At 49.8% G+C, this 12,247-nt stretch carries 10 protein-coding genes and 1 pseudogene (1 of these 11 only partly in view); 8 read left to right on the top strand and 3 right to left on the bottom strand.

Translation table 11 applies throughout. The features are described 5' to 3' along the window. Nucleotides 1-307: 307 nt before the first annotated feature. On the bottom strand, nt 308-442 hold the full coding sequence (gene rpmH / locus ABIE48_RS31635) for a 50S ribosomal protein L34 (RefSeq protein WP_068778604.1): 135 nt from the start codon (nt 440-442) through the stop codon (nt 308-310). A gap of 84 nt (nt 443-526) precedes the next feature. Beyond that, on the bottom strand, nt 527-739 hold the full coding sequence (locus ABIE48_RS31630) for a hypothetical protein (protein WP_192716912.1): 213 nt from the start codon (nt 737-739) through the stop codon (nt 527-529). 546 nt (nt 740-1,285) lie between these two features. Between ABIE48_RS31630 and dnaA the strand changes: the two genes are divergently transcribed. The 6 genes and pseudogenes from dnaA (at nt 1,286) to gyrB (ending at nt 7,637) form a co-directional block, all read left to right on the top strand. Further along, nucleotides 1,286-2,632: a chromosomal replication initiator protein DnaA gene (gene dnaA, locus ABIE48_RS31625; protein WP_076172504.1), complete on the top strand. Its 1,347-nt coding sequence runs from the start codon at nt 1,286-1,288 to the stop codon at nt 2,630-2,632. A 198-nt stretch (nt 2,633-2,830) separates the two neighbouring features. Continuing rightward, entirely contained in the window at nt 2,831-3,973 is a 1,143-nt protein-coding gene (dnaN, locus tag ABIE48_RS31620; RefSeq protein ID WP_105445360.1) for a DNA polymerase III subunit beta, read from the top strand. Nucleotides 3,974-4,005: 32 nt separating this feature from the next. Further along, the gene (gene yaaA / locus ABIE48_RS31615; RefSeq protein ID WP_192716913.1) at nt 4,006-4,224 is read left to right on the top strand and encodes a S4 domain-containing protein YaaA; all 219 of its coding nucleotides are present in this window, start codon (nt 4,006-4,008) and stop codon (nt 4,222-4,224) included. Nucleotides 4,225-4,280: 56 nt separating this feature from the next. Next, nucleotides 4,281-5,393 carry a DNA replication/repair protein RecF gene (gene recF / locus ABIE48_RS31610; RefSeq protein ID WP_076172510.1) on the top strand — a complete coding sequence of 371 codons (1,113 nt, stop codon included), beginning with the start codon at nt 4,281-4,283 and terminating at the stop codon, nt 5,391-5,393. 16 nt (nt 5,394-5,409) lie between these two features. After that, a complete protein-coding gene (gene remB / locus ABIE48_RS31605) occupies nt 5,410-5,661 on the top strand; it encodes an extracellular matrix regulator RemB (RefSeq protein ID WP_145028215.1) in 252 nt (83 codons plus the stop codon). Between the two features lie 64 nt (nt 5,662-5,725). Then, nucleotides 5,726-7,637, top strand: a pseudogene (gyrB, locus tag ABIE48_RS31600) (DNA topoisomerase (ATP-hydrolyzing) subunit B). 100 nt (nt 7,638-7,737) lie between these two features. On the opposite strand, the gene ABIE48_RS31595 reads toward gyrB, so the two are convergent. After that, complete coding sequence (locus ABIE48_RS31595) at nt 7,738-8,568, bottom strand: YheC/YheD family protein (RefSeq protein ID WP_192716914.1); 831 nt, start codon at nt 8,566-8,568, stop codon at nt 7,738-7,740. A 578-nt stretch (nt 8,569-9,146) separates the two neighbouring features. On the opposite strand from ABIE48_RS31595, the gene gyrA reads away from it, so the two are divergent. Together gyrA and ABIE48_RS31585 are read left to right on the top strand one after the other, a co-directional pair. Further along, entirely contained in the window at nt 9,147-11,711 is a 2,565-nt protein-coding gene (gene gyrA / locus ABIE48_RS31590) for a DNA gyrase subunit A (RefSeq protein ID WP_145027504.1), read from the top strand. A gap of 163 nt (nt 11,712-11,874) precedes the next feature. After that, nucleotides 11,875-12,247: the start of an HD-GYP domain-containing protein gene (locus ABIE48_RS31585; protein WP_192716944.1), read on the top strand. Its footprint extends 731 nt past the window's final position; the window shows 373 of its 1,104 coding nt (coding positions 1-373); the start codon lies at nt 11,875-11,877; its stop codon lies beyond the right edge, outside the window.

Genomic DNA, 12,247 nt, shown 5'->3' with positions numbered 1-12,247 from the left:
CAAAAATATCAGCATTCGAAATTTTGCTTCATATAATATATAGCGATATTCCACTTCCTAGTATGGTCATCAATTGTGCGATATAAACCACAATAAGAACCATGAGCACTTCTCTGAGCACGGACCGTCCTCTTTCATTTCAACGGGATCGGGTCGTAACTACATCTTCTCCTCGGCGTAAAAGCCCGCTTCTCCCTCTTTTTCTTGAAAAAAATCTGTAGAAGTGAAAGGAAAATCTCACTTTTGTACGCCTATAGACGTTTTCTTATGAAAAAAAGACCACCTCGGTGGTCTTCATGTACGAAATTTACGCGCTCAGTACTTTTCTGCCCTTCTGGCGACGAGCTGCCAGCACTTTGCGGCCGTTTTTCGTGCTCATTCTTTTCCGGAAACCATGCACCTTTTTGCGCTTGCTTACATTCGGTTTAAATGTCGGTCTCATGTATTGCACACCCCCTTACAGGATTTCATAACCTTTATGGTTAAATATTCATTTTCATTCAACACAGAAAATGCCTTTATACATTTAATCATGAACAGGCCCAAAAGTCAACTCAAACCTGCTCCCCCACTTTCCGGAATTTGAATCCCTGCGATCGCTCTTCTCCCTCTTTTTACTGCTTCCCTCTCCCACTTCTCGATCTATCTGATCTGGAACGCCAGTTTCACCGCTTTCCTCATTTTCAGCAGCAGCTTCATTAAACGCTCCCTCTCTCTCCAGCCTCGGTTCTGTGGACACTTTCTCCTGGCATTCACTTCATTCGATGGCATTTCGCTAAAACCACATCATCTCATTTTAAAATCCAGCCATCCAAGTTTTCCACAGCCCCCGGCCCAACAAACCTGAAAAATCCACAATTCGGATTTATCCACTTGTTCACATCATTCGCAATAAAATTCTAAGATCCGGCATAACCTGTGCACAACTGATTTTTTATTTTGGGGGATGATGTCGAAAATTAAACACGTTATAAACAATATATAGTGGTGTGAATAAAAATTATACACAACTTATTGAATTTGTGGATAATTTCAGCCATTTCATTGATAAACGGGCGTTCTTTTGCTATGATTATATTGTTTTTGGATGTGAATATTTGATTTCACCCCATATATTATCAACAAGCTGTGGATAAACTTGTGAACAATTTCAATTTGTCCACTTTTTTTATTTTCCCCCGTTTTTGAAACTGGGGATATATTCTGCACCATTCATCTTTTTTCGACATTTCCACTCATGGCTCGATCCCAGCCACATTTGGAAGATTTAAAGGAGTGACAGTCTGTGGACAGCCATACTTCCGAATTATGGCAGCAAATCCTATCAATTATTCATACCAAGCTCAGCAAGCCGAGTTTTGACACCTGGTTTAAAGCAACCAAAGCGATACAAATGAGCGAGCATTCCATCGTAATTTCCGCTCCAACCACATTTGCTGTCGAATGGCTGGAAAGCCGCTACACAAAACTCGTTAGCTCCACCATCTATGAAGTGTTGGGGAAGCAGGTTGACGTGAAATTCGTCATCGAAGAGAACAAGCCTGCCGAACTCACCCCACAGCAGCCCGCGCCCATGCCTCAGGCGACCCCTGACGAGGCTCTAACCCATATGCTTAACCCGAAATATACATTTGACACATTCGTCATCGGTTCGGGCAACCGGTTTGCTCACGCGGCCTCTTTGGCTGTCGCGGAAGCGCCGGCGAAGGCATACAACCCTTTGTTTTTGTATGGAGGGGTAGGGCTTGGCAAAACCCACTTGATGCATGCGATCGGACACTACATTCTGGAGCACAATCCCGCCAGCCGGGTCGTATATATCTCTTCCGAGAAATTTACGAATGAATTCATCAACTCAATCCGTGACAACCGGGCCGAGAGTTTCCGCAACAAGTATCGGAACGTCGATATTTTGCTGATTGACGATATTCAGTTTCTGGCGGGCAAGGAGTCGACACAGGAGGAATTTTTCCATACGTTCAACGCCCTGCATGAGGAACAGAAGCAGATCATCATCTCAAGCGACCGGCCGCCCAAGGAAATTCCGACGCTGGAGGATCGGCTGCGCTCGCGCTTTGAATGGGGGCTGATTACGGATATCCAGCCGCCGGACCTGGAGACGCGGATCGCAATCCTGCGGAAGAAGGCCAAGGCGGAGAATCTCGATATTCCGAACGAAGCGATGATGTACATCGCCAATCAGATCGACACGAACATCAGGGAGCTGGAAGGGGCGCTGATTCGCGTCGTCGCCTATTCATCGCTGACCAATCAGGACGTGACCACGCATCTGGCTGCCGAAGCGCTGAAGGATATCATCCCGTCCAGCAGACCGAAGATGATCACCATTCAGGACATTCAGCAGAAGGTCGGAGAGTACTACAACTTGAAGCTTGAGGATTTCAAAGCGCGGAAACGGACTAAGGCCGTCGCTTTTCCAAGACAGATCGCCATGTACTTGTCCAGGGAACTGACGGATTTCTCGCTGCCCAAAATCGGCGAGGCCTTCGGGGGAAGAGACCATACGACCGTCATCCATGCCCACGAGAAAATATCCCAGTCTCTGAAAGAGGACCAGGATCTGTTCAAAGTCATCAATAACATCACGGAAAAAATCAAAAATCCAACCTGAACAAGTTCAAAGCCTATGCACAATCTATACACATGTGAATAGGCTTGATTTTATTGAGGTTTTTGGACTTATCCACAAATTCAGTGCGCCTACTGCTATTACTATATTATTTAAATAAAATAATATTCATAATAGGCTGCACGCAGCCGGCATACCGGAGTAGTCTTGCAATCCGAATTTCCTGCTAGGAGTGAAACTATGAAAATCAGCATCCTTAAAAACGTTCTTAACGAATCCATCCAGCACGTATCCAAGGCGATATCGAGCCGAACCACCATTCCGATCTTGTCCGGCATCAAGCTGGATGTGAATCATTCGGGAGTTACCCTCACAGCGAGCGACACCGATATTTCCATTCAGTCCTTTATTCCGGTGGAGGATAGCGAACGCACCATCGTTACGGTCGAACAACCGGGCAGCGTCGTACTGCCGGCCAAATTCTTCGTGGAAATTATCAAGAAGCTGCCTTCTCAGGAAATTCAAATGGAGGTCAAAGACCAATTCCAAACCTTTATTTCCTCGGGAGCCACCGAAATTCAGATGGTCGGACTGGATCCGGAAGAATTCCCGGTGCTGCCTGATATCGAGGGGAACCAAACGGTTTCCCTGCCGGGAGCGCTGCTCAAAAACATGATTCGCCAAACCGGTTTTTCCATTTCCACGCATGAGACGACACCGATCCTGACGGGGGTTCTGTGGAACCTGGATCAAAACGAGCTGAAGTTTACCGCTACCGACCGACACCGCCTAGCCACCCGCTCCGCTCATTTGGAAGGGGCCGACGAAGTGAAGTTTCATAATGTCGTTATTGCCGGTAAGACGCTGAACGAGCTCAGCAAAATCATTCCCGACCAGAATACGCTGGTCGATATCGTCGTGGCCGACAACCAGGTGCTGTTCAAGATCGACCGGGTCCTGTTCTATTCCCGCATCCTGGACGGCATTTATCCGGATACTTCTAGGATTATTCCGACAAACTACAAAACAGAACTGGTTTTGGACACAAAAAAATTAAGCGAGTCGATCGACCGAGCTTATTTGCTCTCCAGAGAGGAGAAGACGAATATCGTACGCCTGCAGACGATGGAGCATGGCGGTATCGAAATTTCTTCCAGCTCGTCGGAACTCGGTAAAGTGCGCGAAGAGCTGGACGTGATTGATTTTAAAGGGGAACCTCTGAAAATCTCGTTTAACTCGAAATATATGCTGGACGTGCTGAAAGTGGTGGAAAGCGAGCAGCTCAAAATTGCTTTTACCGGCATCATGAGCCCGATCATTCTGAAGCCGGTGGATGACAGCCAAAGCCTGTACGTTATTCTTCCGTACCGGACCACCAACTAAAGCAAAACTTGTCCACAGCGGGAGGATTCCTGATGAACAGAATAGTTATCCACAGTGAATATATTAAGCTTGATCAATTTCTGAAGCTCGCCAACTGCGTATCCACAGGGGGGATGGCCAAAGCTCTGCTGGCGGAGAATATGGTGACCGTAAACGGGGAGCCGGAAGACCGCCGGGGGCGGAAGCTGTATCCGGGCGATCAGGTCAAAGTGACGGACTGCGGCGAATTTGTGGTAGCACAAGAGGCATAAAGTGCCCCCAGGCCGCTGCTGTCTGCGGCGGCCGGCGAAGATGGGGAGGATAAGGCGTGTTTGTTAAAAATATCAGTCTGCAGCATTATCGCAACTACGAGAAGCTGCAGCTGGATTCTTTTGGAGACGTAAATCTGCTGATCGGACAAAATGCCCAAGGCAAAACCAATTTGCTGGAGGCTATTTTTGTGTTGGCATTAACCAAAAGTCACCGGACCTCAAAAGATCGGGAGCTGATTTCGTTTGAAGGAGGAAGCGCGCATCTGTCCGCGGTTGTGGATAAGAAGTACGGTCCGCTTACCCTCGATTTGACGATGTCCCCACAGGGGAAGAAGGCGAAGATTAACGGACTCGAGCAGCGGAAGCTGAGCGATTTTATCGGTGCGCTGAACGTGGTGATGTTTGCCCCGGAAGATTTGGAAATTGTGAAAGGCACACCGGGGATCCGCCGGCGGTTCCTTGATATGGAGATCGGCCAGGTCCAACCAGGATATCTCTATCATTTGCAGCAGTACCAGAAAGTTCTTAACCAGCGGAACAACCTGTTGAAACAGATGTGGGGGAAAGACAGCGTGAAGCCGGGCATGCTGGAAATCTGGGATCAGCAGCTCGTGGAGCACGGTGTTAAAATCATCAAAAAGAGGAAACAATTCATAATAAAGCTGCAGAAGTGGGCGGAAACGATCCACCAAGGCATCACAAGCGGCGGGGAATCGCTGAAGCTTGTCTATCAGCCGTCGTTTGGCGACGCCGAGGAGGAAGATGAAGCTTATCTTTTTGAACAATTTATGTTAAAGTTATCACAAGTGAAGGATCAAGAAGTGCGCCGCGGGATGACCCTTGCCGGGCCTCACCGCGACGACATGGCCTTTTTCATTAACGGCAAGGAAGTTCATACGTACGGTTCACAGGGACAGCAGAGAACGACCGCTCTGTCTCTTAAACTGGCTGAAATCGAACTGATCCAGGAGGAGATCGGAGAGTATCCGGTGCTCTTGCTGGATGATGTTCTGTCCGAGCTTGATCCTTACCGGCAAACGCAATTGATTGAGACTTTTCAGAGCAAGGTTCAGACCTTTATCACGGCGACGGGAATCGAAAGTTTGAATGCCGATAAACTGAAGAACGCGAACATCTATCATGTTCATGCGGGACAGGTCGACTCTTAAGGAATGGGGAATGGTTATGTATATCCATCTGGGCGGTGAAAAAATCATCCGTTCTGCGGAGCTGGTTGCGATCTTTGACATTTCGATCGAGAAATCCTCCAAAATATCAAAGCAGTTTGTAAACCATGCCCGGCAGGAAAAAAACGTGGAGTACATTGGCGAAGAGGAAGCCAAATCCATCGTCGTGACGAAGAGCACCGTCTATTACTCTCCAATTTCCTCATCCACGCTTAAGAAGCGGGCGAATGTCTTCTTCGCCAACGCTTAGGACACTGTGAACGCAGGTACACTCCAATCAGCAAACGTAGAATATATAGAAGTAGGTGACAGGCATGTCTATGAATCAACCGCAATATGATGAGAGTCAGATTCAGGTTCTGGAGGGTCTGGAAGCCGTCCGTAAACGGCCGGGCATGTATATCGGATCGACCAGCGTCAAAGGACTCCATCACCTGGTCTGGGAAGTGGTGGACAACAGTATCGACGAGGCGATGGCGGGCGTATGCGACCATATCGAAGTCATTGTCCACAAGGATAACAGCATCACGGTTGTCGACAACGGGCGCGGTATTCCGGTTGGTGAGAACGAGAAATTGAAAAAATCGACGCTTGAAGTCGTTATGACCGTGCTTCATGCCGGTGGTAAGTTCGGCGGCGGGGGATATAAGGTATCCGGCGGCCTGCACGGTGTGGGCGTATCCGTCGTTAACGCATTGTCCACCAAGGTCGTTGTCCAAGTTAGGTTGAATGGGCATATTTATCAGCAGGAATACCGGCGCGGCGTGCCCCAGTATGACGTCAAAGTCGTCGGGGATACCGACGATCACGGTACGACCGTTACCTTCCTGCCGGATCCGGAAATTTTCACGGAGACTACGGAATATGACTATAATACTCTCTTGACGCGGATTCGCGAGCTGGCCTTTTTGAACAAAGGCATTGCTTTGACGCTGACGGATGAGCGCACGGGGGCTTCCAACTACTTCAAGTACGAGGGCGGTATTATCGAATACGTCAAGTTCCTGAATGAGAAAAAGGAAGTTCTTCATGAAGAGCCGATCTATGTAGAGGGCTCCCGGGACAACATTCAAGCAGAGATCGCGCTGCAGTACAACGAGAGCTACACCGAGAACATTTATTCTTTTGCGAACAATATCAATACGCATGAGGGCGGAACCCACGAATCCGGCTTCAAGAGCGCCTTGACCCGGATTATTAACGAATATTGCCGCAAGAGCGGCCTCGTCAAAGACGGATCCAATCTGTCCGGTGACGATGTGCGCGAGGGCCTGACAGCCATTATTTCGGTCAAAATTCCGGAGCCGCAGTTCGAAGGCCAGACGAAAACCAAACTCGGCAACAGTGAAGTCCGCGGCATCGTGGAATCGCTCTTCTCCGAGAAGCTGTCCGAGTTCCTGGAAGAGAATCCTGCCGTATCCCGGCGGATCTTGGAAAAGGCGCTGCAGGCATCCCGTGCGCGCGAAGCTGCACGTAAAGCCCGTGAATTGACGCGCCGCAAGAGTGCGCTTGAAGTAAGCGCCCTTCCCGGCAAGCTGGCGGACTGCTCCTCGAAGGATGCGTCCATTTGCGAGCTGTACATCGTCGAAGGGGACTCTGCCGGCGGATCCGCCAAGCAGGGACGCGACCGGCATTTCCAGGCGATTTTGCCGATCCGCGGTAAAATCCTGAACGTTGAGAAGGCGCGTCTTGACCGCATTTTGTCTAATTTGGAGATCCGGGCGATCGTAACAGCGATGGGTACGGGCATTGGCGACGAAGACTTCGACCTCAGCAAAGCCCGGTATCACAAGCTCATTATCATGACCGATGCCGATGTCGACGGCGCGCACATTCGCACGCTGCTGCTGACCTTCTTCTACCGGTACATGCGCCAGCTGCTGGAAGCGGGATACGTATACATCGCGCAGCCGCCGCTCTTTAAAATTGAGCGCAATAAGACGATCCGTTATGCCGGTTCCGAGAAGGAGCGCGATGAAATCATCGCTGAGTTCGGAGAGGGGATCCAAAATTAATATCCAGCGGTATAAAGGTCTGGGAGAGATGAATCCGGAACAGCTGTGGGAGACAACCATGGATCCGGAGAGCCGCACCATGCTGCAGGTGACGATTGAAGACGCCATGCAGGCAGACCTTATTTTCGACACCCTAATGGGCGACAGCGTTGAACCGCGGCGTGATTTTATTCACGAACACGCAAAAACAGTTAAAAATCTGGACATTTAAGCTTGAAACCCACCTTAACTTGTTGGTGAGTCCAGTCCTAGATGATATAGACAGACAAAACAAGAGAAGTTTCCGGGAACCGGAGCTTCTCTTGTTTTTGTTAATAGCTGCCTCTCCTTTTACTTTTGCCGGGGAGCCTCCCGTAGTTGATCGCATACCGTTCTATGCGGCGGTAGATGCTTTTATCCTTGAAAAACTTTTTAAACGGAAAGATGGCCGGGAGCGTGTTTACTTCAAGGATCCAAGGATTGAGTTGTTCGTCGATGGCTACATCAAGACCGATTTCCTTGATGCGGGGGAATTGGGTCTGCAGCTGCTGTGCAGTGGCTACACCCAGCTCTAACAGCTTTCGTTCCAATAGCGGGGATTCTTCAGGGCTTACGTTCCCTTCTAGCAGCTCGTTCAGCAGGCGTACGGAACCTCCGCCGTGGTAATTCGTGATGATCATGTTCTTAGCGGCCACCCGGCCAATGATGCCAGTCGTTTCCCAATGGCGGTACGGCGTTTTTTGGGTCAGAATTCTCAGATCAAACTGGCGCTCCTCGTACTTTAAAGTCACGATCCCCTGCTGAATAATATAAAATTTTCCTCTTGTGTGCCTGAGTATGGCCAGATGCAGCGCATCGAGGTTCGGGTACGTCTCGGAGCGTGTGCCGTAGCGCAAAGTATATTCCACTCCACTGTGAGGAGAGCCCTCGGGGGGCTGCTCGCCAGCTGGAGCGTCAGGTTCACCGTGCCGCTGTACGTTCATGACCCCGTTGCCGTATGTGCCGCGGTCCGGCTTAATGTATACAAGAGGTGTGTTTTCAAGCATATTACCCAGCGTGGCGCGTGTATATTTTTGCGTTAAGGGAATGTAAGGAGATACCTGTGGATTCTGTAAAAGGACCTGGGTTTTCGCCCATTTGCTTGCAACACGTTGAATCGCCAAGAAATATCATCCTTTCTACGTGATTGGCCTTGTTATGTGCTTGTCGGCCGGAGCTTCTTCTCCGCGGTTCACAGGCGTTAAAACATAGGACAAGCAAGCAAAACAATGGTATAATATAAAGATGTGGTGTTTTGTTTGCTCAAAACAGTACTAGGCTTCCCTATTGCCCTACCAGTATATGTGGAAAAGGCACAGAAGGCCGGGCGAATCCCTAGAGAAACGGAACTTGGGCAGCTGCGGAGCAGCGGCGCTCAAACGTTTAATTGTGCTCTTTTTGTGAAAGTAATATAATAAAGGTTGGTGGGTTTGCGGATTCTCGTCCGTTGATTTCACCTTTTCAGCCCTGCGGTTATGCGCTTTTCGGTTCGCTCGGGCAAGAAGGAATTGAACTTTAACAGGCTTTGCATAAGCCTGAAAGTTATGGGAGCTTTTGCGGAAGTACGGGCGCTAGGCCCAGCCTGCAAAGACTGTACGTCGATAGACGTTTTTCCTCATATATTGATTTTTTATTTGCTGTACTAAATGAATCGTCTGAAAAGACATGTTAGTGGTTTGATAGAAATTGGAGGAGGTCCACCATGGCGGAAGAAAGAGGCTCGCAAATCAAAGATCGGGACATACGCGACGAAATGCGTGAATCCTTTATGGATTATGCGATGAGCGTTATTGTTTCCCGGGCTTTGCCGGATGTGCGGGACGGGATGAAGCCGGTTCACCGGCGTATCCTGTACGCGATGTCGGAGCTCGGTATGTATCCGGATAAACCATTTAAGAAATCGGCGAGAATCGTGGGTGAGGTCATCGGTAAGTATCACCCGCATGGTGACTCGGCTGTATACGAGTCCATGGTTCGTATGGCACAGGATTTTTCGATGCGTTATATGCTTGTTGAAGGCCATGGAAACTTTGGATCCGTTGACGGTGACTTTGCAGCCGCCATGCGTTACACCGAAGCGCGTCTTTCCAAGATCGCCATCGAGATGCTGCGCGATATCAACAAAGAGACAATTGATTTTACCGAAAACTATGATGGCGAGGAACTGGAGCCGGTTGTGCTTCCTGCACGTTATCCGAACCTGCTGGTCAATGGGGTATCGGGAATCGCGGTCGGCATGGCCACCAATATTCCACCTCATAACTTGAGCGAAGTGATTGATGGCGTACAGGCGCTCATCAAGAACCCCGACATTACGTCACTGGAATTGATGGAATATATCAAGGGTCCTGACTTCCCTACCCGGGGCTTCATTTTGGGCCGGCAGGGAATCCGCCAGGCATATGAGACTGGCCGTGGATCCGTCACGATGCGGGCCAAAGCCGAGATTGAAGAAGTAAACAATAAAGCGCGTATCATTGTGACCGAGCTGCCTTATCAGGTCAATAAAGCGCGTTTGGTCGAGAAAATCGCTGAGCTCGTGCGCGAGAAGAGACTCGAGGGCATTACCGATCTGCGGGACGAATCCGACCGAACCGGTATGCGAATCGTTATCGAGCTGCGCCGTGATGTCAATCCGAGCGTCATGCTGAATAATCTGTACAAACATACGGCACTGCAATCCACGTTCGGCATCAACATGCTGGCGATCGTGAACAAGGAGCCGAAGGTTCTGACACTGCGTGATGCGTTGTACTATTATTTGCAGCACCAGATTGAAGTTATCCGCCGCCGGACCGAATATGATCTGAAAAAGGCGGAAGCCCGCGCTCATATTTTGGAAGGCTTGCGAATCGCACTTGACCATTTGGATGAAGTCATCTCGATTATTCGTTCTTCTCAAACGACGGAAATTGCCCGTGACCGTTTGATAGAGCGTTTCAGCCTGAGCCTTGAGCAAACGCAGGCCATTCTGGAAATGAGACTCCAGCGCCTGACCGGTTTGGAACGCGAGAAGATTGAGGCCGAATACCAGGAATTGATGGTAAAAATCGCCGAGTACCGTGAAATTCTCGCGAATGAGCAGCTTGTTCTGGACATTATTACGAATGAGCTTCAAGAAATCAAAGAGCGCTTCGGCGACGAGCGCCGCACCGAAATTACCGTTGGTGAAGAGAGCATTCTGGATGAAGACCTGATTCCGCGTGAAGAAGTGGTTATCACGATCACGCATACGGGATACATCAAACGTCTGCCTGCCAATACCTATCGCAGCCAGAAACGCGGCGGACGCGGGGTGACAGGGCTTGATATGAAGGATGAGGACTTTGTCGAGCATCTCTTCGTTACCAACTCGCATAATTACCTGATGTTCTTCACGGATCGGGGTAAGGTGTACCGCCTGAAGGCGTACGAAATTCCTGAACTCGGCCGTACCGCCCGGGGAACGGCGATTATTAATCTCATCCAGATCGAACAGGGAGAGACGATCAATGCCGTGATTCCGGTCTCTGAGTTTGAGGATGACAAATACCTGTTCTTCGTTACCCGCAGCGGGGTTGTGAAGAAGACGCCTCTCGAAGATTACGTGAATATCCGCAAAGGCGGCTTGATCGCGATCAACTTGCGCGAAGACGACTGCTTGATTGAAGTCAAGCTGACGGATGGTAAGCAGGAAATGATCATGGGTACAGCCCACGGCATGTCCATCCGCTTCTCTGAGCATGATGTGCGGTCGATGGGGCGCGGAGCGACAGGGGTTAAAGGGATTACCCTGGATGAAGGCGACTCGGTGATCGGCATGGACGTCATCGATAAAGAGCTGGATGTCCTGATCGTAACGTCCAAGGGATACGGCAAGCGTACCCCTGCCAGCGATTACCGTTCGCAAACGCGTGGCGGTAAGGGGATTAAAACCATCAACGTCACGGACAAGAACGGACCGGTGGTTGGGCTGAAGGTCGTGAAGTCCGAGGAAGACCTGATGATCATTACCACCAGCGGCACGTTGATCCGGACCAGCATGGAGGGAATTTCCACGATGGGACGCTACACGCAGGGCGTGAAGCTGATTAACATCCGTGAGGATGATTCTGTAGCGACCGTATGCCGCGTGGATAAGAGCGACGATCCGGACGATGAAGACGTAGCATTGATCGAAGGGCAAGAGGTCGGTAACGGATCGGAAGAAGGCGCGGAGCCTGACGACACCGGAGCACCTGCACCTGAAATGACGGATGCTTCGGATGAGGCACCGGACGAAGAATAATTCCGTTAATACAGCAAACGCTAAGAGCATGAGTCTGATTCCATCAGATTCATGCTTTTTTTCTTGGCTTCATATGGCAAGCAGGCAATTGTACAGCGTTCTTATCCGTAATATAATTGGGGTATATTACCACCATATGAGTCGGAAATGAGTGAATGGATCAATGGCCAGCGTATCGATTACAGAAATCAAACCCGGTTTTAAATTATCCAAGGATGTTCACACGCCATTGGGCGGATTGCTCCTTCAGAAGGGAACGGTACTGCTGCCGAGAGACCTGGAAATCCTGCGTGCATTTATGGTGCAGTCGGTTGACGTTGACAACGGAGAGCAGGAAACGAAGAGTTCCGCTGACAGCAGAGCGGCGATACCGCAGCGGAGCGTCCCTTCAGTTCAGGCCGGAAAGGACTCAGTCACAACCGTCCAACGTTCCAGTTTTCTAGAGGAATATGACAGAATGATTCAGCTGGTAAAAAGCACATACCCTTCCGTTATTGCGGCAGAGATCCCGATTTTTGAACTCAGAGGCCAGCTGG

The sequence above is a fragment of the Paenibacillus sp. OAE614 genome (assembly GCF_040546645.1).
Taxonomy (GTDB): domain Bacteria; phylum Bacillota; class Bacilli; order Paenibacillales; family Paenibacillaceae; genus Paenibacillus_AQ; species Paenibacillus_AQ favisporus.
This window is presented reverse-complemented; position numbering and strand designations above follow the sequence as displayed.

Bases quoted from the DNA above. Each gene is read 5' to 3' on its own strand.
- rpmH (WP_068778604.1), bottom strand. From the start codon at position 442: ATGAGACCGACATTTAAACCGAATGTAAGCAAGCGCAAAAAGGTGCAT.
- remB (WP_145028215.1), top strand. From the start codon at position 5,410: ATGTATATCCATCTGGGCGGTGAAAAAATCATCCGTTCTGCGGAGCTG.
- dnaN (WP_105445360.1), top strand. From the start codon at position 2,831: ATGAAAATCAGCATCCTTAAAAACGTTCTTAACGAATCCATCCAGCAC.
- gyrA (WP_145027504.1), top strand. From the start codon at position 9,147: ATGGCGGAAGAAAGAGGCTCGCAAATCAAAGATCGGGACATACGCGAC.
- yaaA (WP_192716913.1), top strand. From the start codon at position 4,006: ATGAACAGAATAGTTATCCACAGTGAATATATTAAGCTTGATCAATTT.